The sequence below is a fragment of the Streptomyces sp. C36 genome (assembly GCF_040932295.1).
GTDB lineage: Bacteria > Actinomycetota > Actinomycetes > Streptomycetales > Streptomycetaceae > Streptomyces > Streptomyces triculaminicus.
Genome location: NZ_JBFQGI010000009.1, coordinates 283,683 through 309,970 on the forward strand (window position 1 = coordinate 283,683; position 26,288 = coordinate 309,970).

General features: G+C 71.9%; 22 protein-coding genes and 1 tRNA gene. 10 read left to right on the top strand and 13 right to left on the bottom strand.

What is annotated here, in order from left to right; genetic code table 11:
• Window positions 1-78 precede the first annotated feature (78 nt).
• Together AB4K12_RS26970 and AB4K12_RS26975 are read left to right on the top strand one after the other, a co-directional pair.
• Complete coding sequence (locus tag AB4K12_RS26970; protein ID WP_368436894.1) at window positions 79-705, top strand: hypothetical protein; 627 nt, start codon at window positions 79-81, stop codon at window positions 703-705.
• A 195-nt stretch (window positions 706-900) separates the two neighbouring features.
• Window positions 901-1,578, top strand: a complete 678-nt coding sequence (locus AB4K12_RS26975) for a class F sortase (protein WP_368436957.1) — start codon at window positions 901-903, stop codon at window positions 1,576-1,578.
• Window positions 1,579-1,604: 26 nt separating this feature from the next.
• Here AB4K12_RS26975 and recQ read toward each other — a convergent pair whose 3' ends face one another.
• The 7 genes from recQ to AB4K12_RS27010 all read right to left on the bottom strand — a co-directional run bounded on the left by recQ (window position 1,605) and on the right by AB4K12_RS27010 (window position 11,436).
• Window positions 1,605-3,692, bottom strand: a complete 2,088-nt coding sequence (gene recQ, locus AB4K12_RS26980) for a DNA helicase RecQ (protein WP_368436895.1) — start codon at window positions 3,690-3,692, stop codon at window positions 1,605-1,607.
• A 107-nt stretch (window positions 3,693-3,799) separates the two neighbouring features.
• A complete protein-coding gene (locus tag AB4K12_RS26985) occupies window positions 3,800-5,836 on the bottom strand; it encodes a restriction endonuclease (protein ID WP_368436897.1) in 2,037 nt (678 codons plus the stop codon).
• A 153-nt stretch (window positions 5,837-5,989) separates the two neighbouring features.
• Entirely contained in the window at window positions 5,990-6,691 is a 702-nt protein-coding gene (locus AB4K12_RS26990; RefSeq protein ID WP_368436898.1) for a tpaF, read from the bottom strand.
• A complete protein-coding gene (locus AB4K12_RS26995; RefSeq protein ID WP_368436900.1) occupies window positions 6,688-8,316 on the bottom strand; it encodes a tpaE in 1,629 nt (542 codons plus the stop codon). Before AB4K12_RS26995 ends, AB4K12_RS26990 begins: the two co-directional genes overlap by 4 nt.
• 15 nt (window positions 8,317-8,331) lie before the next feature.
• On the bottom strand, window positions 8,332-8,943 hold the full coding sequence (locus tag AB4K12_RS27000; protein WP_368436901.1) for a TOMM precursor leader peptide-binding protein: 612 nt from the start codon (window positions 8,941-8,943) through the stop codon (window positions 8,332-8,334).
• A gap of 23 nt (window positions 8,944-8,966) precedes the next feature.
• Window positions 8,967-10,313 (bottom strand): YcaO-like family protein, encoded by a 1,347-nt coding sequence (locus AB4K12_RS27005; protein WP_368436902.1) that lies wholly within the window; start codon window positions 10,311-10,313, stop codon window positions 8,967-8,969.
• A 46-nt stretch (window positions 10,314-10,359) separates the two neighbouring features.
• Window positions 10,360-11,436, bottom strand: a complete 1,077-nt coding sequence (locus AB4K12_RS27010; protein WP_368436904.1) for a hypothetical protein — start codon at window positions 11,434-11,436, stop codon at window positions 10,360-10,362.
• A gap of 195 nt (window positions 11,437-11,631) precedes the next feature.
• Here AB4K12_RS27010 and AB4K12_RS27015 point away from each other — a divergent pair, with 195 nt between their 5' ends.
• From AB4K12_RS27015 to AB4K12_RS27025, 3 genes are all read left to right on the top strand, one after another.
• Window positions 11,632-11,775, top strand: coding sequence for a thiocillin/thiostrepton family thiazolyl peptide (locus AB4K12_RS27015; RefSeq protein ID WP_190067116.1), 144 nt, complete (start codon window positions 11,632-11,634; stop codon window positions 11,773-11,775).
• A 311-nt stretch (window positions 11,776-12,086) separates the two neighbouring features.
• Window positions 12,087-14,681: a lantibiotic dehydratase gene (locus tag AB4K12_RS27020; protein ID WP_368436906.1), complete on the top strand. Its 2,595-nt coding sequence runs from the start codon at window positions 12,087-12,089 to the stop codon at window positions 14,679-14,681.
• Window positions 14,656-15,615, top strand: coding sequence for a thiopeptide-type bacteriocin biosynthesis protein (locus AB4K12_RS27025; RefSeq protein WP_368436907.1), 960 nt, complete (start codon window positions 14,656-14,658; stop codon window positions 15,613-15,615). Before AB4K12_RS27020 ends, AB4K12_RS27025 begins: the two co-directional genes overlap by 26 nt.
• Before the next feature lie 85 nt (window positions 15,616-15,700).
• Here AB4K12_RS27025 and AB4K12_RS27030 read toward each other — a convergent pair whose 3' ends face one another.
• Window positions 15,701-16,903 carry a cytochrome P450 gene (locus AB4K12_RS27030; protein ID WP_368436909.1) on the bottom strand — a complete coding sequence of 401 codons (1,203 nt, stop codon included), beginning with the start codon at window positions 16,901-16,903 and terminating at the stop codon, window positions 15,701-15,703.
• Window positions 16,904-17,239: 336 nt separating this feature from the next.
• On the opposite strand from AB4K12_RS27030, the gene AB4K12_RS27035 reads away from it, so the two are divergent.
• A complete protein-coding gene (locus AB4K12_RS27035; protein WP_368436910.1) occupies window positions 17,240-17,629 on the top strand; it encodes a hypothetical protein in 390 nt (129 codons plus the stop codon).
• 61 nt (window positions 17,630-17,690) lie between these two features.
• Here the strand turns inward: AB4K12_RS27035 and AB4K12_RS27040 are convergent.
• Window positions 17,691-17,766: transfer RNA gene (locus AB4K12_RS27040), tRNA-Arg, on the bottom strand.
• 60 nt (window positions 17,767-17,826) lie between these two features.
• Window positions 17,827-19,092: a M6 family metalloprotease domain-containing protein gene (locus AB4K12_RS27045; RefSeq protein WP_368436911.1), complete on the bottom strand. Its 1,266-nt coding sequence runs from the start codon at window positions 19,090-19,092 to the stop codon at window positions 17,827-17,829.
• A gap of 263 nt (window positions 19,093-19,355) precedes the next feature.
• On the opposite strand from AB4K12_RS27045, the gene AB4K12_RS27050 reads away from it, so the two are divergent.
• Complete coding sequence (locus AB4K12_RS27050) at window positions 19,356-20,015, top strand: TetR/AcrR family transcriptional regulator (RefSeq protein ID WP_086574445.1); 660 nt, start codon at window positions 19,356-19,358, stop codon at window positions 20,013-20,015.
• Window positions 20,016-20,113: 98 nt separating this feature from the next.
• Complete coding sequence (locus tag AB4K12_RS27055; RefSeq protein WP_362262844.1) at window positions 20,114-21,619, top strand: MFS transporter; 1,506 nt, start codon at window positions 20,114-20,116, stop codon at window positions 21,617-21,619.
• Window positions 21,620-21,769: 150 nt separating this feature from the next.
• Here AB4K12_RS27055 and AB4K12_RS27060 read toward each other — a convergent pair whose 3' ends face one another.
• Window positions 21,770-22,321 (bottom strand): MarR family winged helix-turn-helix transcriptional regulator, encoded by a 552-nt coding sequence (locus AB4K12_RS27060; RefSeq protein ID WP_368436913.1) that lies wholly within the window; start codon window positions 22,319-22,321, stop codon window positions 21,770-21,772.
• Window positions 22,322-22,449: 128 nt separating this feature from the next.
• On the opposite strand from AB4K12_RS27060, the gene AB4K12_RS27065 reads away from it, so the two are divergent.
• Entirely contained in the window at window positions 22,450-23,217 is a 768-nt protein-coding gene (locus tag AB4K12_RS27065) for a dioxygenase (RefSeq protein WP_368436914.1), read from the top strand.
• Window positions 23,218-23,272: 55 nt separating this feature from the next.
• On the opposite strand, the gene AB4K12_RS27070 is transcribed toward AB4K12_RS27065, so the two are convergent.
• Complete coding sequence (locus tag AB4K12_RS27070; protein ID WP_368436916.1) at window positions 23,273-23,707, bottom strand: hypothetical protein; 435 nt, start codon at window positions 23,705-23,707, stop codon at window positions 23,273-23,275.
• A gap of 489 nt (window positions 23,708-24,196) precedes the next feature.
• Here AB4K12_RS27070 and AB4K12_RS27075 point away from each other — a divergent pair, with 489 nt between their 5' ends.
• Window positions 24,197-25,210 carry a sigma-70 family RNA polymerase sigma factor gene (locus tag AB4K12_RS27075; protein ID WP_362262835.1) on the top strand — a complete coding sequence of 338 codons (1,014 nt, stop codon included), beginning with the start codon at window positions 24,197-24,199 and terminating at the stop codon, window positions 25,208-25,210.
• A 98-nt stretch (window positions 25,211-25,308) separates the two neighbouring features.
• Here the strand turns inward: AB4K12_RS27075 and AB4K12_RS27080 are convergent, their stop codons facing one another.
• Window positions 25,309-26,274 carry a helix-turn-helix transcriptional regulator gene (locus tag AB4K12_RS27080; protein WP_368436917.1) on the bottom strand — a complete coding sequence of 322 codons (966 nt, stop codon included), beginning with the start codon at window positions 26,272-26,274 and terminating at the stop codon, window positions 25,309-25,311.
• Between the last annotated feature and the right edge of the window lie 14 nt (window positions 26,275-26,288).

Sequence of the window (26,288 nt, forward strand, 5' to 3'; positions counted from 1 at the left end):
CGCTCGGCATAGAGAAGCGCGGAAACCCGACTCCGTTGCGGCACATCGGCGTGCCGCGTCCGCGCTCACGGAGGAAGCATGCGTACTGCACGAGTGCTCACCGGGGCCGCCCTCGCCATAACGGCACCGGTCCTGTCGAGCGGCCCCGCGCACGCCGACGAGGCCTTCGGACAGCTGGAGGTCAGCCCGAGCAGCGTGCGGCCGGGCGCGACGGTCACGGTGAACACCACCGCCTGCGGCCCCAAGGGGCACGGCACGGGTGACGCCAGCGCGGTCGGCGGCCCGGCGTCGTTCGACCTCACGCCCGGCAGCCACAAGGAGGTCGTGGTGGGCCGGTTCAAGGTGCCCGACTCGGCGAAGCCCGGCACGTACGGCATCGGCGCCAAGTGCGACGACGGCAAGGAGGCCACGGGCGACCTGATGGTCACCGAGGGCGCCGGAGGCTCCCGGTCCGCCGCCTCCTCCGCCCCCGCATCGGCCCCCGCCTCCGCCGCCCCCGCCTCGAAGCCGGCCGCGCCGAGCATGCCGGCGACCATGCCGGCGACGCCCGCCTCGCCCCCCATGGGCGGCATGCGGACCGGCGTCGGCGGGACGAGCGAGAGCTCGGGCACGGCCGAGATCGTGGCGGGCGCGGCCGTGCTGGCCACGGCGGCCGTCGCCGGCACCTGGTTCCTGCGCCGCCGCGGCGGCGGCAGCCGGGTCTGACCGAGGCCCTCCCGGGTGCCGGCCGGTCCGCCCCTCGGTCCCCGGACGCGCGCACGGCGTCCGGGGGCCTGGGACGGCCCCGGAGGATTCCCGGGCAGCGGCGCCTTCCTGCGGGCCGCGCCCGTGCCCCGGGAGCGCCCTGAGCACCGCGTCGAGCGCGACGCCCGGCGCAAGGCGCTGCTCGCCGCCGTGCTCATGGTCGCGCTGCTGGCGGGCAGCTGGCTCATCGAGCACGGCGCCAAGGACCAGGCGCCGCCGCCCCAGCCCTCCAGAGCCGAGGCGTTCGCCGCCCCGGACGAGCCCCTCCTCGCCCCGCGCCGCAACGAGCGGATGGTCCCGCCGCTGCCGCCCGCCGCCCCCACGCGCGTGGTCATCCCCGCCATCCGGGTCGACGCCCCGCTGATGCCGCTCGGGCTGCTGCCGGACCGGAGCCTGGCGAGCCCGCCGGAGGCGGACACCAACCTCGCCGGGTGGTACGCCGCCGGGACCGCGCCCGGCGCGTCCGGCACCGCCGTCGTCGCCGGGCACGTCGACAACGAGAGCGGCCCGGCGGTCTTCTACAACCTCGGCGCCCTGAAGAAGGCCGACACCGTGGAGATGGCCCGCGCGGACGGGCGGACCGCCGTCTTCACCATCGACGCCATCGAGGTCTACGACCGGCAGCGCTTCCCGTCCGCGAAGGTGTACGGCTCCTCCGGGCGGGCCGAGCTGCGGCTGATCACCTGCGGCGGCGGCTTCTCGACGGAGGACGACGCCTACCTGGGCAACGTGGTGGTCTACGCCCACCTGACCGGGGTGCGCGTGACACCCCGGCCGGCGGGCGACTGGAAGGCCCCGGCCCGGGACCGAGGCCGAGGCCCGAGGGCGCCCTAGAACTCCTCAGAACTTCTCGGAACTCCTCAGAAGTCCTCGAAGGGGGGTTCCTCGTCGCCCCAGTGCGGCTCCTCCTCGGGCCACGGCGGCTCGTCCCCGGCCGTCGGCCGGGGCGCCGTCGCCCGGGGCGCCGCCGGGCGGGCCTGCCGCGGCCGGCTGTCCGCGCGCGGCGCGGGCACCTGCGGCGCCGAAGCGTGCGGCGCGGCCGGCACGGCAGGCGCGGCCGGGGCGTCCGCGGCGTCCGGCCCGGCGTCGCCGAGGCCCGTGAGCACCTCGAGGATCTGCTCGCCGTACTTCGCGAGCTTGTTCTCGCCGACGCCGCCCACCGCGGACAACGTCCCGAGCGAGGCCGGCCGGGCCGTGGCGATCTCGCGCAGCGTGGCGTCGTGGAAGATCACGTAAGCGGGTACGCCCTGCTCCCGCGCGGCCGCCGCCCGCCAGGCGCGCAGCGCCTCGAAGACCGGCACCGCGGAGGCGGGCAGGTCGACCGGGGCGGCGCGCTTGCCCGTACCCGAGGACTTCGCGGACTTGGACGAGCGGGCCGGCTTCTTCGGCTCGCGGCGCAGCGGCACCTGGCGGCGCGAGCCGAGCACGTCCGCGCTGGCGTCGGTGAGGACGAGCGTGCCGTAGTCGCCCTCCACGGCCAGCAGGCCCTGGGCCAGCAGCTGCCGCACCACGCCCCGCCATTCGGCGACGGACAGCTCGGCGCCGATGCCGAAGACGGACAGGGCGTCGTGGTCGAACTGGATGACCTTCGCGGTCTTCTTGCCCAGCAGGATGTCGATGATGTGGCCCGCGCCGAACTTCTGCCGCCGCTCCCGGGCCAGCCGGAAGATCGCCGACAGGAACTTCTGGGCGGCGACCGTGCCGTCCCAGGTCTCCGGCGGGGTCAGGCACGTGTCGCAGTTGCCGCAGGCGGTGCTCGGCTGGCCGAAGTACTCCAGCAGCCGCACGCGACGGCAGGAGACCGTCTCGCACAGGGCCAGCATGGCGTCCAGGTGGGTGCCCAGACGGCGGCGGTGCGCGTCGTCGCCCTCCGAACCGTCGATCATCTTGCGCTGCTGGACGACGTCCTGCAGGCCGTAGGCCAGCCAGGCCGTCGAGGGCAGGCCGTCACGGCCGGCGCGGCCGGTCTCCTGGTAGTACCCCTCGACGGACTTGGGGAGGTCCAGGTGGGCCACGAAGCGGACGTCCGGCTTGTCGATGCCCATGCCGAAGGCGATCGTCGCGACCATGACGACGCCGTCCTCGCGCAGGAAGCGCGACTGGTTGGCCGCGCGCGTGCCCGCGTCCAGGCCCGCGTGGTACGGCAGGGCCTCGACGCCGTGCTGGGCCAGGAACGCGGCGGTGTCCTCCACCCCCTTGCGCGAGAGGCAGTAGACGACGCCCGCGTCGCCGGCGTGCTCGGTGCGCAGGAGCTCCAGCAGCTGCTTCTTCGGGTCGTTCTTGGGCTCGATGCGGTACTGGATGTTGGGCCGGTCGAAGCTGGCGACGAAATGCCGGGCGTCGCGCAGGTTCAGCCGCGTCGCGATCTCCGTACGCGTGGCGTCGGTGGCGGTCGCGGTCAGGGCGATGCGCGGCACGTCCGGCCAGCGCTCGTGCAGCGCGGACAGGGCGAGGTAGTCGGGCCGGAAGTCGTGGCCCCACTGGGCGACGCAGTGCGCCTCGTCGATGGCGAAGAGGGAGATCTTGCCCCGCTCGAGCAGCCGCAGCGTGGCGTCCACGCGCAGCCGCTCGGGCGCCAGGTAGAGAAGGTCCAGCTCGCCGGCGAGGAACTCGGCCTCCACCGTGCGGCGTTCGTCGAAGTCCTGCGTGGAGTTCAGGAAGCCGGCCCGCACGCCGAGCGCCCGCAGCGCGTCGACCTGGTCCTGCATGAGCGCGATCAGCGGTGAGACGACGACGCCCACGCCCGGCCGGACGAGCGCCGGGATCTGGTAGCACAGCGACTTGCCGCCGCCGGTCGGCATCAGGACGAGCGCGTCGCCGCCGGCGACGACATGCTCGATGATCTCTTCCTGATCGCCGCGGAAGGCGTCGTAGCCGAAGACGCGGCTCAGGCAGGCCAGGGCGTCGCTGCCGGCGGCGGCTTCGGTGATCGTTGTGGGGTCGGCCATTGAAGAAGTCTACGAGCCGCCACCGACACCCGGTGGTGGATCACACGATCGGGCCGGGCCGGGCGGTCGGGCGACGTCGATCGGGCCATGTCGATCAGGCACGTCGATCAGGCCACGTCGATTCCGTAGTCGCGCACCAGCGCCTCGAGCCCGCCCGGGTACCCCTTGCCGCCGATCACGAAGTCCCAGTCGCCGCTCGCCCGCCTGCGGAAGGAGCCCAGCACCAGCGCCTTCTCACCCGGCCGCCCGTCGGAGACCTCCAGCCGCCCCAGCTCGGCGCCGGAGGCGTCGGCCAGGCGTATCCGGGCGTCGGTGAAGTGCGAGAGATCGGCGTCCGGGTCGACCGCCGGGTCTATCGCCGCCACCAGCACCAGCCGGTCGGCGCCGGCCGGCAGCGCGTCGAAGGCGACCCGCAGCGCCGCCTTGTCGGCGAGCGTGGGCTCGGCCGCGCGCACGGAGCCGTCGGGGGTGCGGGGGTTGTTGTAGAAGACGAAGTGATCGTCGCTGAGGACGCGGGTGCCGTCGCAGACCAGCGCGCAGACGTCGAGGGCGACGCCCCCGGACCAGGACATGCCGAGCAGGTTGTGGTCGTCCGGCGGCGCGGCGGCGGCCCGCCGGCCGCGCGGCGCGCCGCCCCCCAGCCGCCCGCGCAGCCCGTGCTGGGCCAGCAGCTCCACCAGCTCCTCGCCGGGGACCAGCGTCAGCGGCTTGCCGTTGGCGAAGGCGTACGAACCGGGGCCGAACCCCGAGGTGGTCACGAGCACGCCCTTGTTGGCCCCGGCCCCCTGCACGGTGCCGTACAGGTCGCGCACGGCGGTCGGCGGGACGGTCTTGCGGTAGCGCTTGACCTGCACGATGATCCGGCCGCCGCTGATCGGGTCCGGGTCGACGGCCTCGACGTCCACGCCGCCGTCGTTGGAGCGCTGGGTGGTCACCGCGCGCATGCCCCGGGCCCGGAACAGCTCGGCGACCAGCCCCTCGAACGCGACGGGGTCCATCTCGAAGAGGTCCGGGTCGTCGTCGCCGCCGTGCGAGACGACGCCGCGGCCGACCTCGTCCGGCCGCCGCCCCGGCCGCACGGCCGCCATCTGCTCGGGGCGGGCGGCCAGCTGCCCGCCGAGCGCCTCGGTCAGGCACTCCACGGCGCTCACCTGCTCCAGGCGCAGCCCCGCGAAGACGCTCCGGGAGACGGTGACGGCCGCGAGGAAGATCTGCGCGGGCCGCCCGGTGGCCGGGTCGTTGCCGTCGACGAACCCGTTCAGCGCCACGGACTCCAGCGCCCCGAACCCGTCCGCCGCGAACAGCTCGTGCACCGCCAGCAGCACGCACTGCGCCAGCACGTCCCGGTACAGCGCCCGGCGCTGTGTGACGGGCCGGGACATCTCCTTCTGCTCGTCGGCGTTGACCATGTAGCGCACGGACTTCACGTCGGGGACGACGTCCGGGCCGGGCAGCTCCCAGTCGAGCACCAGCTGCCGGGCGGCCGGGTCGTAGGCGGCGGCGATCCGGTGGGGGAAGTCCTCGGGCCAGGCGCCGGAGGCGTAGAGCGCGGCGGAGAAGTACTCCACCACCGCCTCCGGGTCGCCCTCCCGCAGCGCGGCCGCCATCTCGCCGATGCCGGCGTTGTACTCGCGGGTCTCGGCGAGCGTGCTCGCGGCCCACCGGTCGTACTGCTGCCGGTACTCCTCCAGCCGCCGCAGCCGCTCGGTCTCGGCGGCCTGCGCGGCGTACCAGTCGTTCTCGAAGCCCCGCCGGTCGCGCTGGTAGCGGGGGTCGTAGGGGTCCGGCATGACCATGGGCCGGGCCAGGCCGCCGGGGTTGAACGGCTCCAGCCGCTCGGACCGGGCCAGCGCCGCGGTGGTGAACGCCGGCGCCCCGCAGCCGGCCGCCAGCATGCCCTCCAGCGCCGCGACCTTCTCCTCGAGCTCCTCCGTCAGCCGCCGGGCCTCCGCCTCGCGCGCCTGCCGGTAGGCCTGCCGGCGCTCCCGGTCCTGGCGGGCCATCTCGCGGTCGCGCGCCCGCTGTTGCCGCTCCTGGTCCCGCTGCTGCTGCGCCGCCGCCCGCTGCCGGGCCTCGTGCTGGCGCTGCTGCTGCCGCTGGGCCTCCGCCCAGACGCCCATCAGTCCACTGGAGCGGCGGCTCATCGGCTGTGTTCCCTCCCCCGGATACGCCACAGGGCCCCCGGACCACACGTCAGTACTGGCCCGATGACCAGCGGCGATCCCCCAACTCTAATGGGCGGAGGACAAACTGGTCACGGAGTGGTCACAAGGGCCCCGTGGAGGAGAGGAATCCGGTCAGCTCCGCGGGGGATGGGCGTAGGTGGTGGCCAGCAGGGGATGACGCGTCGCGCCGTCGCCGTGCACCAGATGACGCACCGACGAGGGGATGAGCCCCCCGAACAGCGTGCCGACCAGCCCCGCCGCCTGGCAGCGGAGGTGGAAGTCGTACGTCGCCATCGCGGCCCGCACCGCACTGACGCGGTAGCCGTGGGCTCCCGCCCAGCTGTCCGCCCGGTCCAGGTCGGCGTACACCGCGACGATGCCCGCGGCGGTGGAGAACTCCCGCTGCACGCCCAGGTCCTCGGCCGGTCCGAGCACGTCGAGCCCGGCCAGGTAGGAGGTCCCCTCGGCGGTCACCCGGTAGACGCCGGGCTCGGCGCCCTCGCTGCGGAACGCGAAGACGAAGCCCTCCAGCGGGCCCGCCACCTCGTCCAGGCCCCAGTCGTCGCGGTCCCGGCGCAGCACCTCGTCCAGCCGCGCGAGGATCACGTCGGTGCGTACGGGCGTCTGCGCGTACTGCAGCGAGGAGCGCCGCAGCGCGAGCGTGTCCCGTAGGTCGTGGACCGGCCGCAGGTCCTCGGCCTCCGGGGCCGGGGCGACGGGCACGGCGTTCGCGAACGGCACCGCCCGGCGCTCCGCGGCCAGGCCGTCCGAGGCGCTCGTCCGGGAGTTGAGCCCCTCCAGGACGGACCTCATGGTGTCCAGATCGCTCCTCATGACGTACCTCCCAGGGTCGCGACGGCGACGACGGGCTCGTCGGCCGGTGATGTGCCGAGCACATGGGCCAGGGCGTCGTCGTCCCAGTCCGGTGCCGGGGCGAAGCCCAGCCCCAGGTGCCGCGCGACCTCCCGGGCACTGGTCAGCCCGCAGCCGGCGTCCAGGAACGCCAGCCGGAAGCCGAACGTGCCGTATTTGGTCATGACCTTCTTCAGATCGCCGGTGACGACGATCTCGCACGGCGCGTCGCCCGCGGGCACCGTGCTCGAGACGGTCGCGAGCGTGTGGCTGCCCACGGCGTACGCGTAGACGCCCCGGGGCAGCACCCGGTCGTCGCGCAGCACCACATAGGCCGTGGTGCAGCCGATGTTCCCCGCCGCCGCGGTCCAGCGCTTGACGCGTTCCGGCGTGCTCTCGTCGTCCTTGATGCCGAAGGCGACCTTCAGCACCAGCCCGAGGGAGTCCGCGGTGAGCGGGACGTCGCCGGGGGACTCCTCGGGCCGCCCGGCCCCGGCGAGCACGGAGAGGTCGGGGGCCGGAAGCGCCGTGTGGGGGCGGCTCGGCCAGTCCTTGAACTGCGACTGCAGACGCAGGTTGGACGCGTAGTAGTGCGCCTGATGGTCCTTCGGGGACAGGAACGCGCGCGGCGGGATCGCGACCGAGGCCTCATAGACGGCGCCGGCCGGTGCCTGGGGCGCGACCGGCCCCGTCGCGTACGAGCACCGCGGGCACCCCGGACGGCTGACCGCGGGGCGGTAGGTCGTGGCCAGGGTCGCGGCGTCGATCACGCTGGAGTCGATCGGCAGGTGCGTGATCGTGGACCGTGCGACCAGCGCGGTGACGTGGTGCGAGGCCAGGCCGGCGACCAGGTCGCGCAGGTGCTCGGGGGGCTCGCCGGACGGGGCCGCCTCACCGTGGCGGCCGCACTCCAGGCAGGGCGTGATCGCGGGGTCGACGTACGGGCCGACGACGATCGTCGTGGCGTCGGCGCGCACCCTCAGCAGCGGGCGCCCGTCCTCGCGGCAGCGTTCCTCGGTGGCGGCGAGCAGCGCGGCCGACGAGACCGTCTCGAAGAACACGGTGAGCTCGTCCCCGGGTCCGGACGGACCGGCCGGGTCCTCGACCACCTGGCACACCCCGCGCAGCGCCTCCCGGGCGGCGGCGACGAGGGCGGAGTCGCCCTCGAGCCGCACCGGGCGTCGTACCAGCCGCGCCACGGCGTCCGCCCAGGACGGGTTCGCCCCGGTGGAGTTGCCCAGCCGGGAGAGGAAGACGGCGAGCTCGGGAGCCACGCCCGGCTCCTCGCCGGACGCCGCCTCCTCCACCACACCGGCCGTCCACAGCAGGGCCAGGCACTTGTAGACCGCCGCCTCGTCGAGCCCGAGCTCGCGCGCCAGCGCCGCGTGATCGCGGGTGCCGTCGCACGCCTCGGCCAACGGCACCAGTCCTTCGCGCGCGAACGCGCCGGAGAACGCCTGCCCCCGGTCCGCGCCGTCGAGCACGACGGAGTCCCCGGCCCGGCGCAGCCTCACCCCGCGTCGCAGGACGGGCCGGGCCGGAACCGTCAACTGCATGTCCGTACGCGCCGCCCGGCCGATCTGCTCGGCCTTCATCTCGGCAACCATGATCAATCCCCCTCTTTACCGCAGCAGTTCCGGAACCGGCATCGCGCTCGCCGCGCGCTCCTCGGCGAACCTGTCCCCGCACCGCGGGCACCGGTTCACCGACACCGTCGCCGCGGCCGAGACCGCCCCCGAGACGAGGTTGAAGGTCCGCACGGTGCCCCCGATCCCCGTGACGCCCGAGGCGATCTCGGTCAGGGCGAGCTCCACCAGGCCCGAGGCGACGGCCAGGTGCTGCGGGCCGAACCCCTCGGACAGGCCGGACAGGGACGCGTCGATGTCGTAGTGGCGGGCCGAGCCCGCGTGCTGCGCGGCACGCTTGCGGTGGCAGGCGAAGCACGCCGTCCGGCCCGGGACCACCACGGGCCCGCAGACGATCCGGGTCGGCTGCAGCTGGAGTCCGACGGACGGGGTGCCCCGCTCCGCGCAGATCCGGTCGATCTCGTCGCGGAGCTCCTCGTCGCCACCGGAGTGCACGGCGACGACGACGTCCGCGTGCGGGGCCGTGCCGTCGCGGAACTCCTCGAAGGACACCCGCCGCTCCGGAGGAACACCGCGGTGGTCCATGAGTCTTTGGCCGAAGGCGTCACCGATGATGTACAGGCACTGCGGGCGCGGGTCGTGCGGCATGCTGCTCTGCTCCTTCTTCGCGCTCACGCGAACGGCTGGTGCTCGGGGTTGATCGCGTCCTCGGGGTGGCTCGGGTGGCCCATCGCGCGGGGCGCGTCGTACAGGCGCCGCGTGCCGAGGAAGCGCTCGCCGTGCACGAATGACACGGGCATCGCCTCGGGCACGAGCACCTTCACCGCCCGCATGCCGACCTGACGCGCCTCGTCCGTGGTGATGTCGGCGACGAGCACCTCGGCGCCGCGCGCCGCGAGCCGGGAGACCGCGGTGTCCAGCGGGTCCGCCCCGGCCGGCAGGGCCGGCATGCCCTCGAGGCCGTACGACGGGCGCTCGCCCTCGAGCAGGAAGTCGAAGACGTCGCGCCGGGCGCGCGCCCCGTTGTGGACGGCGCCGCCGACCACGCTCACCTTGGCCGGGTCGAGCTCGCGCCCGGCGTAGGCGGACACGTAGCCGCGCAGGGCCACCCGCAGGGAGGACAGTTCGCGGTAGACCTTGCCCAGGGCCCGGTCCGGATCGATGTCGCAGGTGGCGGCGACGACCTGGGCGAGGGTGGGATCGGCGTCGGAGAGCTGCACCGCGTAGATCACCGGGATGCCGAAGTCCGTCGTCGCGTCGAACAGCCTCACGCGCAGGTCCGTCGAGGTGCCGACGCGGTAGTACTCGCGGGTGACGGGGTCGAGCCGCTCCGGGTCCACGGCCAGCTCGGGCAGCCGCAGCCGCTGGAGCCAGACCATGGCGATGGCGTCCCGCTCGACGACCTCCAGCAGCCCGCCGAGCACGGCGGTCCGCACGTCGGAGTGGACCGCGGCGCCCGTGGTGATGCCACGGGTGAACCGCTCGGACTCCGACTCGTAGGGCATGTGCAGATAGACGGAGATGGCGGGCACGAGCACCGGCACCCGCCGGGTGAGCGACCAGGCGCGCACCCAGCGGATCGGGACGGACGGGTCGTACTCGGCCAGGCTGCAGTCCTCGCGCGCGAGCTCCGTGGGGGACAGCTTGGGCCACCGCGACGGCGAGATGAACTCCTCGTCGAGGTCGTTCTCGGCGGCGAGCACCATCGCGTCGTCGTCCCACGCGCACGTGGAGTACCGCTCGAGCGCCTCCGCGATGGAGATCAGCTCGGCGCGTTCGGGCGTGAGCCCGGTGCCCGCGCCGTCGGCGTTGCCCAGGTCCTCGTCATGGGCCCATGTGTGGAGGTTGGCGAGCGCGCGGGACGGGACGCCGAGGTACGCCAGGTGGACGGCGAAGGACGGTTCGCCCTCGCGCACCGGCAGTGACGCGGTGCGCGAGACCAGTCCGTACGGCGAGACGAGGTCCTTAAGACCGCGCAGCTCGGCCGAGATGTGCTCCTGGGGCCTGCTCAGATCCATGTGGTTCTTCTTCCTGCGGTCGTGTGGTCTCCGTGCTCGCGCCGCGTCACTCCGCGGCGGGCGCGGAGACCGCCGCCATGCGCCGGGCCAGCCCGTCGAGCTCGTCCTGGAGCACCTGCATGGGCTTCCCGGCGACCTCTTCGTTGGCCCGGGCGGCGACGTAGCAGAAGACGTAGCGCTCCGCCAGGCTGAAGCCGAGGGTGTACAGGCAGCTGTAGAGCATGCTGGTCTGCAGCCGGAAAGCCATGAAATCGGCGTCGCGGTTCATCAGGCGATCCAGCTCGGCACTGGGCGGCGTATGGAAACGCGTCGGTTCGACCGGACCGCCTCGCTCGCGGACGAGATCCTCGAGCGTTCGGCCGGCGTTGACGACGGTACCGTCCAGGAAGTCCTCCGCCAGCGAGCCGGATCTGGACACGATGAACTCGGACCATTGCCGGACCGGCGTATCGGTCGTCAGTACGTTACCTGGATCGCCGCATTCCGCGATGAATTCCCGAGCGACGGATCCAACCTGTTCATAGAACCTTGCACAGGCCGCTTCGAAGGATTCCGGATCCTTACTGCGCGCATAGATCGCCTCGTAATGGGAGCGGTAGCTCAATAGGCGCAGGGATAGCAGATCTCGGAATGCATACCCCTCGAGTTCCCTTTGCGGAGACATCAGCAGGGTCGATCTGCTGTGCGCGACCATGAGGCGGATCGCATCAAGCGCCGGCGTCAGTGAATCCTGTTCATGCATCGTGCGATGCATGAATGAAACGAGGATCGGTGCGGCTTCCTGGAAGAGCCGCTTGGAGGAAGCGGAGAATCCGGTTCCGTCGAAGCCAGCGTTCCAGAGGGGCGACGGGACCTGATCCAGCGGCGTCTCCTCGATCTGAGGTGTGCAACCGAAGGTACGGGCCACGCTGCGCAGTTGATCGCTGAAGGCGTCGGGATCGGCGACCCCGTCGACGCTGATCTGCAGGACCTCCGCACCGGCCCGGCCGTCCCACGTACGGACGAAGTAGTAAGGGCCGTGCGTGCTCGTGCGCTCGGGCGAGAAGAGCTCGCCTATGAGAGGCGCGAACGTCTCCTTATAGGAGGAACCCTCGGGCTGCGGGATGGTGACAAACAAATGCACAGGTAGATCCCCCCAGATCTGTGCCCGCCCAGATCGGCCGACAGGTGTTCTGGCCGCCGACCGTAACTCACATGATCATCATCATGAAGGGAGGGTGCGGTGTGATCCACGCCACCTTGAATATCGCTTGCATGCCGCTCGATCGAATAGCTAACTTCTGAGCACACCAACAAACCCAAAAGGGGGTGCTTCAAAATGGAGCAGCAGATGGACCTCAACGTCCTCGAGATCTCCGACCTGATCGCCGGCGCCGGCGAGAACGACGACCTGGCGCAGGTCATGGCCGCCTCGTGCACGACCAGCAGCGTCTCGACGTCTTCCTCGTCGTCCTCGTCCTGATCCAGGGCCAGCAAGTCCTGATTCAGGGCTAGCAAATAGTTGAGCCACCGTCGAGGTGCACCTCGGCGGTGGCCTTCTGTTCTTTTACGCGCGTCATCAGAAATGTTTAAACCGCGAACTTAACCGGTTCGGTGGAATGACAGGCGGGCTCCGGAGCGACGGGCCCCCTTCTCCACGGCCCGGCCCCCGACGTGCGCACGCCGTGGTGAACCGGGCCCGCGTGACGAAGCTGGGGGATTCCTATGGGTGTGAGTGTCAGTCCGTACGTCGTCTACCGACGGAGCAGACTCCCACTGGGTGAGCTCGAGGGGATGTCGTTCACCACCGCCTGGTCGCGCGTCGACGAGCTGGACGCCCTGCGGGAAGAGATCGGCAAGCGGGCCGCCGGCCTGTCCGACCGCCTCGGCGAAGCCGTGCCCACGCTGGACGACAGCGCTCGGGCCGACGTGATCCGGGTGCGGCGCGACGTGCACAACCTGCGCCACGACCGGGCTGCCGCACGCCTGGACTCACTGCGCCCGCACCTGGACTCCGGGACGCTCGCCGAGCTCGAGAGCTGGTGCGCCCTCGGCGTGCGCGCGGAACAGTGCGAGCGCGAGGGCCAAGAGGCACTCGAGCACGAGAAGAAGCAGGCGGTCGCGGGCTTCCGCGCGCTCTTCGAACACGATGCGATGGCCCGGAGCGTCCAGCTCTCCGGCGACCAGCTCTACCGCGGCCTGCACGACTTCGTCACGGGCGAGGGCGGGGCCCTCAAGCCCAGCAAGGCCCGGCTACGGGAGTCGTCCCTCGTCAACTTCGCCTACCGGGCCGCCCTGAAGCCGTCGCCCTTCGGGCGCTTCACGGAGATCGGCGCGTTCCCTCCGGACGACCCGGGTGCCGCGGCGCCCGCCCGGGACCACGGGCCGGACGCGTCGGACGCGTCGGTCACGGTGCTGAACCGGCTGCTCGTGAACTGGGTGCTCGCCGCGCTGCCGCGCATACCGGGCGGCCTGGAGACGGGGCACCTGCTGCTGAACTCGACCCTGCGGGCCGCTGCCGAGGCGATCGAATTCATCGGGGTCGCCCCCGGAACCCATGACGGCGAGAACATCGCCTCCGAGACGGTCCTCCGGATGCGCCGCGAGGCCCTGTTCGACACGCTGCTGGCCGCGATGCCCGACGGATCGGCCTCCGCCGCCTCCGTGCTGCGCGCGCTCACCGCCGTCACCGGGAACGACGAACTGAGCCGCAAGGTCGTCCACGGCCTGATCCGGGCCGGCGTCCTGTTCTTCCGCCCCGAGATCGACGACCACGACCCCGAGTACGCCGCGAAGCTCGACGCGGTGCTCGCCGCCGGTGTCACGGCGGAGACGGCGGCGCTGCGCGAGCACTTCACCGAACTCAGGCGTCTGGAGCAGGACTTCGCCGCCGCGACGGCCGAGGAGCGCCAGCGGCTGCTCGACTCGGCGTACCGGGCGATCAACGGCATCGCCGAGCTGTGCAAGGTGTCCCCGCCCCCCGAGTCGGTCCTGAAGTCACCGGTCTTCGAGGACACCCCCGCCGCCACGGCGCCCCAGGCATGGAGCCTGCCGACGGTGGAGGGAAGCCTCCCCGCCCTGACGGGCCTCTGGCGACTGGCCTCGATGCTGGACAACGGCCAGGTGAAGCGCATCGGCCTGTACGCCTTCGCGGCCCGGGTGCTCGGGGACCGTCGCACCATGCCGTTCCTGGAGTTCTTCAAGGCGTTCTCGTCGCTGACCGACCAGGACCAGCTCGACGTCCTCATGGGCCGTGGCGTGGCGGCGGCCGAGACGTACCGGACGCAGCGGGCCGAGGCCTTGCGCACGATCCGGGAGCGGCTCGTGCCCGGGGACGGCGCCCTGCACCTGGACCCCGCGGACATCGAGCGGGCCTGCGCGGGCCTGGACGACCTCGTGGACACCGAGTCCGTGACCTTCCGGGCGCAGTTCGCCCGCGGTGTGCTGCCGGACCGGGACCGCACGCTGGTCGTCAACGGCCTGCTCACCGGCTACGGCGTCTACTTCTCGCGGTTCGGCTCGTTCGTCGCCGGCACCGACGACTGGTCCCTGCGGGAGGCGCAGCGCAAGCACCTGGCCGACCGGTTCCCCGGCCAGGTCGACCTCAACTCCGTGCTCGGCTTCAACTTCAACCTGCATCCGCCGGTGACCCCGAGCGTCGTGAACTACCCCGGCGCGGTGTCGCTCGGCGCGGACCGGACGGTGTACGGCCCGGAGCGTCTGGAGGTCCGGGCGGACCACGCCACCAGGTCGCTGCGCCTCCACGACCCCGCGTCGGGGGAAGACCTCGGCCTCGTGCCCATGAACTTCCTGACCCCGATCGGGGTGCCGCTGCTCTACCGCCTGCTCGAGGCGCTGTCCCCGTCCAACCGCTACATGTGGAAGCCCCTGGACGACATCCGGGACGTCGGAGGCTCCGTCGAGTACACGGGGACGACGCCCCGCCTCGTCGTGGGCGACGTCGTGGCCGACCGCAGGTCCTGGACCGTGGCCGCGGCCGACATCCCCATGCTCCAGGACCTGAGCCGGGACTCGTACGAGGCCCTCGTGGCCTTCGACGCGTGGCGCCGGTCCCAGGGCCTTCCCCGGCACGCCTTCGTGCTGTGCCAGACGGCCGAGGAGCGCGACGTGATGGCCGGACGCGGCCGGAAGGTGACCCGCAAGTGGGCGGACTACGCCCACCTGCGCCGCGCCAGCGTCCACAAGCCGATGTACGTCGACTTCCGGAACCCCTACCTGGTCCGCAGCTGGGCCAAGTCCGCGCTGTCGCGCGGCGACGTGCTCGTGTCGATCCGCGAGTGCCTTCCTTCGGTGGACGACTACGGCCCGGACACGGGCTGGACCGCAGCAGAGGAGTTCTTCGTTGAACTGCACACAGACAAGCAGTGAGCAGACCGGGACGGCCCAGTGGCGTCCGGTGCACATCCACATCCCGCCCTCGCTGCACACCTCCTTCCTGTGCGACGTGGTCGGCCCGCTGCTCGAGGACGAGGGACTCCAGGACCACTTCTTCTTCCTGCGGTACTGGCAGGGCGGGCCCCATGTGCGGCTGCGGATGCTCTGCGGCCCGGAGGCCGGCTCGGCGGAGGCGGCCGAACGGGTCGTCGCGCGCCTGGCCGACGCCATGCCGGAGTTCGACGCCGCGGCCCGCGAGGAGTACGCGGTCGGGCTGAGGCTCCAGGACGAGCTCGCACGCCTGGAGGGGGAGAGCTCCCGGGAGGGACAGCCCCTCGGCGCCCTGGCCCCGGTGACCTACGAGCCGGAGTTCCGCAAGTACGGCGGTACGGAGGGCGTGGCGATCGCCGAGACCGTCTTCCGGAAGTCGTCTGTGGCGGTCCTCGACCTGCTGGCCCGGCAACCGGCGGGCGCCGGGCCCGGGCGGGCCCCCGTCGGCGAGGCCGCCAAGATCATGGTGATGTTCCTGCACGGGGCGGGCCTCGACCCGGAGGCCGCCACGCGGTTCCTCCGCGAGTACGAGGACTACTGGCGGAAGTACGCGCCCGAGGACGTGCAGCGTGCCTGGCCGAAGATGCACGAAGGCGTCTCGTCGCAGCTCACGAACCTGTGCGCCGCGGTCTGGCGCGGCGAGGGCACGGGGGACGTCTTCCACAGGATGAGCGTCGAGGCCACCGGCCGCGCCCGTGCCGTGTGCGGTGCGGAGCCCGACGCCGACGTCCGCGAGCTGCGGCTCGACGGCACGCCGTACCTGAGCTGCGTCTCGAACTACGTGCACACCACCAACAACCGCCTGGGGCTGATCCCCGCCGGTGAGGGGCTCGTCGCCTACCTCGTCCGCCGGGGGCTCGAGGGGCTGGTCGGCTAGCGGACGTCGTGAAGCCGGGCGAGTGGCCTCGCCCGGCTTTGGGCCGCACCCGTCAGGACGGGTGCTTCACCTCAAGGCGAGTGCCTCAGCACGTCACCGGGAGCTTGTGCAGTCCGTACACGCCCATGCTGTCCTTGAACGGCAGTTCCGCCACCGGGGCGGCCAGCTTCAGGCCGGGGATCCTGGCGAAGAGGGTGGTGAAGACGACCTCCAGCTCCATCTTGGCGAGGTTCTGGCCGATGCACTGGTGGATGCCGTGGCCGAAGGCCAGGTGGTGCTTGCCACCCCGGTCGATGTCCAGCCGGTCCGGGTCGGAGTACACCGCCTCGTCGAAGTTGCCGGAGGCGCTCAGCCCGATGACGCCTTCGCCGGCGCGGATCAGCACCCCGCCGATCTCGATGTCCGCCGTCATCACGCGGGAGGTCACCTGGTCGGCGATGCTGAAGTAGCGCAGCAGCTCGTCGACCGCCTGCGGGGCCAGAGCGGGGTCGGCCGTCAGCTTGGCCAGCTGGTCGGGGTTCTCCAGCAGGCCCACGACGCCGAGGGAGATCATGTTCGCGGTGGTCTCGAACCCGCCGACCAGCAGGACGTTCGCCATCCCGACGAGGCCGTCGTGGTCGAGCGTGCCGGTCTCGCGGTTCTTCACGACGAGCCTGCTGAGCAGGTCGTCGCCGGGGTCGGCCTCCTTGGCGGTGATCAGCTCGGCGAAGTACGCCTGCAGATCCTGATGCGCCTGGTTCCGCTCCTGGGGGTCGGTGTCGATCGAAACGATCTTCTTGGAGCAGTCCTGGAAGAACGCGCGGTCGGCGTAGGGCACTCCGAGCAGCTCGGAGATCGCCAGGGACGGCACGGGAAGGGCGAGCGCCTCCACCAGATCGACCGGCCCCTCGGCGGCGAGCATGGCGGTGACGCACTCGTCCACGATCTCCTGGATGCGGGGACGCAGCTGGAGCACCCGCTTGACGGTGAACTCCGGGATCACCATCCTGCGCTGCGCGGTGTGCACCGGGGGATCCATGGCGAGCATCACCGGACGCATCTGCTCCATGACCTCCGCCGGGATGTCGAAGTGGAGCGGATAGCCGGGGTGGGCCATATTCGAGCTCACGTCGGGACTGGCGAGCAACTGCCGGATGTGCTCATGGCGGGTGAGCAGCCAGGCGGTCCGCCCGGAGGCCAGGGTTATCTTGCTGATCGGCTGTTCGGCGCGCAGGGAGGAGTACTCCTTGGGCGGCTGGAGAGGGCAGGTCCTCGGATAGGGGAAAGCGCCGATCTGACTGTCCGTCATGGTCTGCTCCGCTGGCAACTCAAGGGAATTTGCTGACGCACTCTATCCGGCTCTATTCGCCACCACGGGATAATGAGGCCGATCTCACGCGACGCGATGCGATTAACCCGGCGCTATACCACCCGAGTTCGCTGGCGGAACCGTGCCTTCCGTTCTCTCCCCTCGGGAGAAGGTGCACGTGGCGGCGGGGGTGGCCACCGGAACAACTCCCTCCGGATAAGCCGGTTCTGATGCCCGGTGGGCCCTCGTGCGGGCACGTCATGACAGGTAGTCTGCGGGAGGGAATCCACACCGTGGAGTTGTCGAAGTCAGCCGTGCGTATGGGGGCGTTGGGTTATGTACGTTTCGATCGTCATGTGGGATCTGAAGAAGTCGGAGGCCACTGTGGAGAGCCTCAGGGATTACCTGCGTGACTATGCCGTCGACGCCTACTCCACGCTGGACGGTATGCGGCTCAAGGCGTGGTTCTCCAACGCCGAACGGCAGGTGTGGGGCGCGGTCTATCTGTGGGACCGGCCCGATCAGATGCAGAGCCTGTTCAGCGTCAGCAAGGCGATCGAAATCATCGGCTATCCGCCGACGTCGGTCGGCGCCTTCGCCCTCGAGGCGATAGCCGAGGGAAACAGCGTGCACGAGACGCTGACCGGACTGGGGCTCGCCCTGGAGAGCGGTCTCGAGACGGGGCCGGCGGCCGGGGCGGTGTCCGGGCCGGAGGCCGGGGCCTGACCCGACCCAGCATGGCAAAACGCCGACCTGGGGAAGAAACCCCAGGCCGGCGCGTTGTCGCTGGTGCCCCCGGGCAGATTCGAACTGCCGACACCCGCTTTAGGAGAGCGGTGCTCTATCCCCTGAGCTACGGAGGCTGGACCGCCGTCAGTGTAGCGGGTGCCGGGGCGGCGGGGGCAGGGCGGCCGAGGCGCGGGTCAGGCGTGGTGGGCCGGTGGGCGCGTGCGGGTGACGGCAACGCGATACGCGCCGGACGGGGTCCGCTCCAGGACGTCGATCGTGACGCCCGCCGTCGTCAGGCTCTGGCCGGGGCGGTAGGCGGCGTCCGTCATGTCCGCCGCCACATTGGGGTCGCCCCGGTGGCAGCCGCGGCTGCCTGGCGTGGCGTCGGCGGTGCGGACCGGGCCGGCGCCGGAGGAGAGGTCCGAGGCGATCGTGCTCACCACGATGCCCGGGCGGCAGACCGCGTGGTCGAGCCGGCCCGGGGCGCGGGCCTCCAGCGTGATCGCCCGGGTGCGGGTGAGGGGGACCACGGCCAGCTTGGCGCCGCCCGGCGCCGAGGTGGGGGTGAGGGTCACGGTCCGGGTGCCGGGGCGGGTCAGGCAGTGGACCTGGCCGGGGCCGAGCCAGCCCAGCTTCCACTTGTGCCAGGCCATGAAGTCGTTCGAGGGGCCCCAGTCCTCGTCCATGAGATCCCAGTGGCCCACCGGGGTGTGCCCCGCGCGGACGCGGCCGCCGTAATAGAGGTCGGGCAGGCCGAAGCTGTGGGCGTTCTCGTGGTTGAGGACGCGGAAGGGACTGTCCCCGGTCTGGCGGCTCCAGATGAAGGACACGTTCTGGATGTCGACGCCGTCGTCGGTCTCCAGGCCCGTGGGCGCGCCGGCGAAGGTCACCGAGCGCACGTCCCGGACGGCGGACGGCCCGGCGTTGGGCGCGGCCAGCACGTTGATCAGGTCGTAGCGCCGGAAGTCGACGTCCTCGTCGACGGCGTCGAGGATCTCGCGGGCGATCGCGTGGTAGCCGTCGTTGCGCGCCGGGTCGAAGGTCGTGCTGCGGGTGATGCCGTACGAGCGGTACGGGCGGGACATGCGGATCCAGCGGGGCACCGGGGTGGAGCGGTAGTCGAGGCGTCCGTAGGAGCTGGCGCGGAAGTAGTCGGCGACCGCGGGGAAGAACTCGGCGTACCGCTGCCGGGGACTGATGCGCGCCGGGGCGTCGGGGAAGTCGATGAAGAAGGTGATCGCGCGCACCCGGCCGCTGGAGGGGGCGAAGCCGCGGGGCGTGCGGGCGCCCTCGGAGACGTCGCGGCTGAGGGTGCGCAGCGCGCAGGGGCCGTACGGGCGGACGCCCGCGCCGGCCGGCGCGCCGGGGGCCGCCGGGCTCTGCTTCCCGGCCCGGTTCGGGGCCGGGGCGGCAAGGGCCAGCACCGCGGCGATCGTGACGGCGATGACCAGGGTCCTCATGCCGTCCAGCCTTCGCCGGGCGGCCCGGAGGTGCCCGTCGGGTTGCGGCAGATGGCCGCAGGGCCCTCCCCGGGGTGTGACGCGCATCTCATTCGGAGGCGAAATATCCGGGGAGCTTCTCCCCGTTTAACTGAGCGTTCCTGCCAAACGGGGAGTCCGTCCCCGATTGCGGAACAGTCCGGAGCAAGGGCCAGAGCAGGGCCCGTTTCGGATCCCCAAGGCCCGGACGGGCCCCGACAAGCCCAGGTAAGGAGTGATCGGCCGTGGTCACAGCCCCGCAGCCGCGTCTTCGCGCCGACGCGCTCCGCAATCGCGAGCGGATCGTCGCGGCCGCGCGTGAGGCGCTCGTCGAACACGGTGCCGATTCCTCGCTCGATGAAATCGCTCGACGCGCCGGGGTCGGAAATGCCACGCTGTACCGGCACTTCGCGGACCGCCGCGAGCTGATCCACCATGTCACCCTCTCCGTCATGGACCGCATCGCGGACCAGGCCGAGCAGGCACGAGCCGAGGAGCCCGATGCTTTCCGCGCGCTGAGGCGCTTCGTTCACGCCGCCGCCGACGAGCGGATCGGGGCGCTGTGTCCGCTGCTGCGCGAAGGCGGCGTCGACCAGGACCACCCCGAACACGTCGTGGCGCGCGAGCGCCTGGAGACCGGGATCGAGGCGCTGATCGAGGCCGCCCACGCGTCCGGCCAGCTGCGCCCCGATGTGGCCATCGGTGACCTGATGGTGGCGATCACTCAGCTCACCAGGCCGGTGCCCGGCACCGACTGCCTCGGCTTCGAGGACTTCTCGCGGCGCCATCTCCAGCTGTTCCTGGACGGGCTGATGACCCCGGTCCGCTCGGAACTCCCCGGTTCCCCCACGACTTTGGAGGACCTGCGTCGTGCGGCGCGGGAGTCCTCCGTGCTCCACCGCTGACGCACTACGAGCACCACACACCACTGGCGCCACGCACCACCGGCGCCGGGCCCGACTCCTCCACCACCTCTCCGCAACCCGCTAGGTAGGCCCCATCCATGCCTGACGCCCTGTCACAAGCCGACCCCAAGCGCTGGAAAGCGCTCATATTCATCGCCCTGGCCCAGCTGATGGTCGTGCTCGACGCGACCATCGTGAACATCGCCCTGCCCTCCGCCCAGTCCGACCTCGGCATCTCGGACGGCAACAGGCAGTGGGTCATCACGGCCTACGCCCTCGCCTTCGGTGGTCTGCTGCTCTTCGGCGGCCGCATCTCCGACCTGTGGGGCCGCAAGCGCGCGTTCGTCGTCGGCCTGATCGGCTTCGCCGCCGCGTCCGCGCTCGGCGGCGCCGCCGTCAACACCGGCATGCTGCTGGGCGCCCGCGCCCTGCAGGGCGTCTTCGGCGCGCTGCTCGCCCCGGCGGCCCTGTCGCTGCTCGCCGTCCTCTTCACCGAGGCGAAGGAGCGCGCCAAGGCGTTCGGCATCTTCGGTGCCATCGCCGGTGCCGGCGGTGGTGTCGGCCTGATCCTCGGCGGCCTGTTCACCGAGTACCTCAACTGGCGCTGGACGTTCTTCGTGAACATCCCCTTCGCCGTCGTCGCCGCGGCCGGCGCGATCGCCGTGATCCACGAGCCCGAGGGCAGCCGCAACCCCTCGAAGCTCGACATCCCCGGCGTCATCCTGGCCACCCTCGGCCTGGTCTCGCTGGTCTACGGCTTCACCCGCGCCGAGTCCGACGGCTGGACCGCCGGCAGCACCCTCGGCCTGTTCGCCGCGGCGGCGCTGCTGCTGTTCGCCTTCGTGCTCGTCGAGCGGAAGGTCAAGGCGCCGCTGCTGCCGCTGCGCGTGCTCACCGACCGCAACCGCGGCGGCATCTACGTCTCGCTGGCTCTCGCCGCCATCGCGATGTTCGGCCTCTTCCTGTTCCTGACCTACTACCTCCAGGTCGTGCGGGGCTACTCGCCCGTCAAGACCGGCCTCGCGTTCCTGCCGATGATCGCCGCGATGATCACCGGTTCCACGCAGATCGGCGCCCGTCTGATGACCCGCGTCCCGGCGCGGCTGCTGATGGGCCCGGGCTTCCTGCTCGCGGCCGTCGGCATGGTCGTGCTGACCCAGATCGACCTGGACACCTCGTACACCACCGTCGTCCTGCCCGGCCTGCTGCTGATGGGCCTCGGCATGGGTACGGCCTTCATGCCGGCCATGAGCCTGTCCACCCACGGCGTCCAGGCCCGTGACGCCGGCGTCGCCTCGGCGATGGTCAACACCTCGCAGCAGGTCGGTGGCGCCATCGGCACCGCGCTGCTCAACACCATCGCCGCCAGCGCCACCACGGACTACTTCAAGGACCACATGGGGTCCGGCGCCAACCCGAAGCTGCTCACCTTCCAGTCGATGGTGCACGGCTACTCCACCGCCGTGTGGTGGGCGGCCGGCATCCTGACGGTGTCCGCGGTCGTCGCGCTCGTCGCCATCAACGCCGGCCACCAGGGCGGCCCGGTCGCCGGTTCGGCCGACGGCGAGGGTGCCGAGGACGTCGTCCCGGTGATGGCCCACTGACCGGGTAGCGGCGCTCCACCGCGCAGGCGCCTACCAGCACGCGAAAGCCCCCGCCGTTCCCCGGCGGGGGCTTTCGCGTCGTGTGCGTCAGTCGTAAGTCGTATGCGTACGTCGCGTGCGTAAGGCGTCAGCGGTCGCGTGCCTGAGGCGTCAGCGCAGCCAGGGCAGGTCCGCCCCCGCCGGCTGCAGGCCCGCCGCGATGACGCGGCACATCTCGCCGAACTGGGCGGCCTGCTCCGGGGTGAGGCGGTCGAAGACGGCCGCGCGGACGGCCTCGACGTGGCCCGGCGCCGACCGCCGCAGCATCTCGAAGCCGTCGTCGGTCAGCACGGCCAGCTGGCCCCGCTTGTCGGAGGGGCACTCCTCGCGGCGCACCCAGCCGTTCTTCTCCAGCCGGGCGATGGCGTGCGACAGCCGCGAGCGGGTGATCTTGGCGGACTGGGCGAGCTCGGTCATCCGCATCCGGCGGCGCGGCGCCTCCGAGAGCTGCACCAGCAGCCCGTAGTAGATGTGCGGCATCCCCGCGTCCCGTTGCAGCTGCCGGTCGAGGTGATCCTCCAGGAGCGTGTAGGCGTGCATGTACGCCCGCCAGGTGTCCTGCTCCGCCGGGGTCAGCCAGCGGGGTTCGGCGGCGGCCCCCGGGGTCTCGGCGGACGGGGCCTCGGCTCGGGCCTCGGCGCTCGCCGCGGGTCGGTTCTTCATAACGTCCACTGTTTCACTCGCTGCCTCCCCGGCGCGTGCCCGGAGCTCGATGCTTGAAGTTTAAATAAGTATGAACTAAGGTCGGACGTAAAGCTTGATATTTCAAGTAGATCCTCGAGGAGGCCCTCATGCGCATGCCCGCCCTCTACCTCTCGCACGGCGCGCCGCCCCTCGCGGACGACCCCATATGGCCGGGCCAGCTGGCCGGCTGGGCCGCCGGCCTGCCCCGCCCCCGCGCGATCCTGATGATCTCCGCCCACTGGGAGGAGGCCCCGCTCGCGCTGGGCGCGACCGAGACCGTCCCCCTCGTGTACGACTTCTGGGGCTTCCCCGAGCACTACTACCGCGTCCACTACCCCGCCCCCGGCGCCCCCGAACTCGCCGACCGGGTGCGCCGCACGCTGCGCGGCGCCGGTACGCCCGTACAGGACCTGCCGGAGCGGGGCCTCGACCACGGCGCGTACGTCCCGCTGGTCGAGATGTATCCCGACGCCGGCGTACCCGTGCTCCAGATGTCGCTGCCCACGCTCGACCCGCGGCGGCTGATGGACATCGGCCGCAGGCTCGCGCCGCTGCGCGACGAGGGCGTGCTGATCGTCGGCAGTGGCTTCTTCACCCACAACCTCGCCGCGCTCAAGCACGCGGGGTCGGGGCCGCCCTCCTGGTCGGCGGAGTTCGACGCGTGGGGGCGCGAGGCGCTCGAGGCCGGGGACGTCGACGCGCTCGCCGACTTCGCCCACAAGGCCCCGGCGGGCCGGCTTGCCCACCCCCGCACCGAGCACTTCGCGCCGCTCTTCGTCGCCATGGGCGCCGCCGAGGGCGACCTCGGCGGGCAGCGCAGCGTCATCGACGGTTTCTGGATGGGGCTGGCCAAGCGCTCGGTGCAGTTCGGGTGACTCCCGGCGCCCGCCTCCGGGAAGGAGTACGGGCGCCGGGTGCGGGTAGCCGCGTTCAGTGTTCGTGCCAGTAGAAGATGTAGTACGACGAGAGGCCCATGCCCACGCCGAAGGCGAGCCCCACGAAGCAGGAGTCGAGGACCGACGCCCCGCTCAGGCTGCGCAGGAAGCCCATCGAGACGCCGAAGAGGGTGCCGAACGCGGCCGCGCGCACCTCGGTGATCATCTGGTTGCGTTCCTGGATCACGAAGTAGCCCAGGGCGGCCGCGATCACGCCGGCGACGATGCCCAGCACCCAGCCGCCGCCCTGGGAGAAGCCGTTGTCGTGGGCGAGGAAGACGGCGTAGAGGCCGAGGACCACGCCGCCCGCGACGGGGACGGCCCAGACGGCGCGGGAGGCCCGCCCCTCGTGGCGCACATGGCCGGTCCGGGAGACCGGTCCGGGGGCTTCGTGGGCGGGGTACCGCCCGGTGATCGAGTGCGTCGGCATGTCGGGCTCCTCTCACTCACCCTCCGTCCCACCAGCGCACACCCGCCCACCTGGCCCGGCAACTCGATCATCCGGCGGAACACGGCCGTCACCTGGTGGAACGCGGCCGTCACCCGGCGGAACGGCGGCCCGGGAAACCGACCTTCCGGGATTTCTCCGGGCAACCGGAGCCCGCCGGGCGGCGTCTGTGCAGGGGAAGGGTGACCACGGACGGGCGGCGCCGGAGTGTGACGGCCGTCTCATGGGCGCCCTGGCCGCGCGGTGGCGCGGCGGGTGCGACGACGGCGTCGCCGCCCGCCTGACCTGCGCTTCCGTCCGGGCCGGCCGGTCGGCCGCCCCGGTTGCGGCCGCGCAGGATACTGCATGATCACAAAAAAGAAGAAAGCTTCGGGGAATTCTGTCCGGATTCCGGCCGTTCTTTACTTCGGACGGGGCGCCCTATCGGTCGCCCGGCCCACCCCGCGACCGTCTCATCGCAAGGGAGTACGCATGGCAACCCGTGCCGTCGCCCGTCGTCGGACCACCAGCGCCACCGGTGGAACGGACGAGGCAAGCAGCGTTCGCGTGTCCTCGGGCGGGGAGATCGCCGATCGCGACCTGGTCGGCATGTACCTGGACGAGATCGCGCGTACGCCCCTGCTCGACGCCGCCAAGGAGGTCGAGCTCTCGCAGACCATCGAGGCGGGCGTCTACGCCCAGCAGATCCTCGACGGTCTCGAGGACGGCGGTGACAAGGCCGGCGCGGCCTCCCGCGAGGAGCTGGAGGCGATAGCCGCCGACGGCGCCCGCGCCAAGGACGTCTTCATCAAGTCCAACCTCCGCCTCGTCGTCGCCGTGGCCCGCCGCTACCCGCGCAGCGGCCTGCCGCTCCTCGACCTCATCCAGGAGGGCAACGCCGGCCTGGTGCGCGCGGTGGAGAAGTTCGACTACACCAAGGGATTCAAATTCTCCACGTACGCCACGTGGTGGATCCGCCAGGCCATCACGCGCTCGATCGCCGACCAGTCCCGCACGATCCGGCTGCCCGTCCACCTGGTCGAGGAGCTCGGCCGCATCCGACGGGTCCAGCGCGAGTTCAACCGCGAGAACGGCCGCGACCCCGAGCACGCCGAGATCGCCACCGAGCTGGGCACCACGCCCCAGCGCGTCGGTGACGTGCTCGACTGGGCCCGCGACCCGGTCAGCCTGAACATGCACGTGGACGACGAGGGGGAGACCCAGTTCGGCGACCTGCTGGAGGACACCTCCGCCGTATCGCCCGAGCAGTCCGTCATCGCGCTCCTGCGCAGCGAGGAGCTCGAGGGCCTCATCGGCCGCCTCGACCACCGCACCGCGTCGATCATCAAGGCGCGCTACGGCATCGAGGACGGGCGCGAGCGCACGCTCACCGAGGTCGGCAAGCAGCACGGCCTCACGCGCGAGCGCATCCGGCAGATCGAGAAGCATGCTCTGTTGGAGCTGAAGAAGATGGCTCACGACACCGGGTTCGACGCGGCGGCGTAAAAGGGCATACCCTCATAGACCGGGCCCCGGCGCCTCCCCCCCTTGCGCCGGGGCCCTTCTCTCTGCCCGCGTGCCGCCCGCTTCCCGCCCCGCAGGGCTCAGCGCGCGGCCGCCGCGCGGCTGATCCGGGCGCCCAGCCCCTCCAGGAGCTCGACCAGCTCCCGTGGCTCCTCCACGGTGAACTCGCAGTCCACCATCGCCAGCCGGAAGGCCACCCACTCCAGCGCGTCCGACGACGTCACGTCCAGCCGGCAGGCGTCGTCGCCGTCCGCGGCGGGCACCCCGAGCCAGTTCGGCAGCCGCGCCGCCACGAACTCCACGGGCGCCCGGAACGTCGCCACCAGGCGGTACGTCGGCTGCAGCCGGGCCATCGACCGCTTGAGGAACTCCGCCGCGTCCGCCACCGGCAGCTCGCGCGGGGTGAAGCGCGCCCCCGTGGCGAACGGCTCGCTCACCCGGTCGACGCGGAAGGTGCGCCAGTCGTCGCGGTCGATGTCGTAGGCGACGAGGTACCACCGCCGGCCGGTGCTGATCAGCCGGTGCGGCTCGACCAGCCGCTTCGTCTCGGTGCCGTCACCCGTACGGTAGGTGAAGCGCAGCCGCTCGTGGCCGGTGGCGGACGAGGCCATGACGGTCAGCGTGCGCGGGTCGACGGTCGCGCCGTCGCCGGAGGTCAGCGGCACCGTCGCCGCCTGCAGGGCGGAGACGCGATGCCGCAGCCGGGACGGAAGGACCTGCTCCAGCTTGGCCAGGGCGCGCACCGACGCCTCCTCGATACCCTCCACGGCATGGCCCGCGCCGGCCCGCAGCCCCACCGCGATGGCGACGGCCTCCTCGTCGTCGAGCACCAGCGGCGGCAGGGCGGCTCCCGCCGCCAGCCGATACCCGCCCTCCGCTCCCATCGTTGCCTGTACGGGGTAGCCGAGATCGCGGAGCCGCTCGATGTCCCGCCGGATCGTGCGGGAGCTGACGCCGAGCCGGTCCGCGAGCTCGCTGCCGGGCCATTCACGAGGCGTCTGGAGGAGGGACAACAGATTCAGTAGCCGTACCGGGGTGTCCGTCATGGTCCTCACAGTGT

What these genes read in the sequence shown, in the direction of transcription:
- AB4K12_RS26970 (WP_368436894.1), top strand. Translation starts at nt 79, where the DNA reads ATGCGTACTGCACGAGTGCTCACCGGGGCCGCCCTCGCCATAACGGCA.
- AB4K12_RS26975 (WP_368436957.1), top strand. Translation starts at nt 901, where the DNA reads ATGGTCGCGCTGCTGGCGGGCAGCTGGCTCATCGAGCACGGCGCCAAG.
- recQ (WP_368436895.1), bottom strand. Translation starts at nt 3,692, where the DNA reads ATGGCCGACCCCACAACGATCACCGAAGCCGCCGCCGGCAGCGACGCC.
- AB4K12_RS26985 (WP_368436897.1), bottom strand. Translation starts at nt 5,836, where the DNA reads ATGAGCCGCCGCTCCAGTGGACTGATGGGCGTCTGGGCGGAGGCCCAG.
- AB4K12_RS26990 (WP_368436898.1), bottom strand. Translation starts at nt 6,691, where the DNA reads ATGAGGAGCGATCTGGACACCATGAGGTCCGTCCTGGAGGGGCTCAAC.
- AB4K12_RS26995 (WP_368436900.1), bottom strand. Translation starts at nt 8,316, where the DNA reads ATGGTTGCCGAGATGAAGGCCGAGCAGATCGGCCGGGCGGCGCGTACG.
- AB4K12_RS27000 (WP_368436901.1), bottom strand. Translation starts at nt 8,943, where the DNA reads ATGCCGCACGACCCGCGCCCGCAGTGCCTGTACATCATCGGTGACGCC.
- AB4K12_RS27005 (WP_368436902.1), bottom strand. Translation starts at nt 10,313, where the DNA reads ATGGATCTGAGCAGGCCCCAGGAGCACATCTCGGCCGAGCTGCGCGGT.
- AB4K12_RS27015 (WP_190067116.1), top strand. Translation starts at nt 11,632, where the DNA reads ATGGAGCAGCAGATGGACCTCAACGTCCTCGAGATCTCCGACCTGATC.
- AB4K12_RS27020 (WP_368436906.1), top strand. Translation starts at nt 12,087, where the DNA reads ATGTCGTTCACCACCGCCTGGTCGCGCGTCGACGAGCTGGACGCCCTG.
- AB4K12_RS27030 (WP_368436909.1), bottom strand. Translation starts at nt 16,903, where the DNA reads ATGACGGACAGTCAGATCGGCGCTTTCCCCTATCCGAGGACCTGCCCT.
- AB4K12_RS27035 (WP_368436910.1), top strand. Translation starts at nt 17,240, where the DNA reads ATGTACGTTTCGATCGTCATGTGGGATCTGAAGAAGTCGGAGGCCACT.
- AB4K12_RS27045 (WP_368436911.1), bottom strand. Translation starts at nt 19,092, where the DNA reads ATGAGGACCCTGGTCATCGCCGTCACGATCGCCGCGGTGCTGGCCCTT.
- AB4K12_RS27055 (WP_362262844.1), top strand. Translation starts at nt 20,114, where the DNA reads ATGCCTGACGCCCTGTCACAAGCCGACCCCAAGCGCTGGAAAGCGCTC.
- AB4K12_RS27060 (WP_368436913.1), bottom strand. Translation starts at nt 22,321, where the DNA reads ATGAAGAACCGACCCGCGGCGAGCGCCGAGGCCCGAGCCGAGGCCCCG.
- AB4K12_RS27065 (WP_368436914.1), top strand. Translation starts at nt 22,450, where the DNA reads ATGCGCATGCCCGCCCTCTACCTCTCGCACGGCGCGCCGCCCCTCGCG.
- AB4K12_RS27070 (WP_368436916.1), bottom strand. Translation starts at nt 23,707, where the DNA reads ATGCCGACGCACTCGATCACCGGGCGGTACCCCGCCCACGAAGCCCCC.
- AB4K12_RS27075 (WP_362262835.1), top strand. Translation starts at nt 24,197, where the DNA reads ATGGCAACCCGTGCCGTCGCCCGTCGTCGGACCACCAGCGCCACCGGT.
- AB4K12_RS27080 (WP_368436917.1), bottom strand. Translation starts at nt 26,274, where the DNA reads ATGACGGACACCCCGGTACGGCTACTGAATCTGTTGTCCCTCCTCCAG.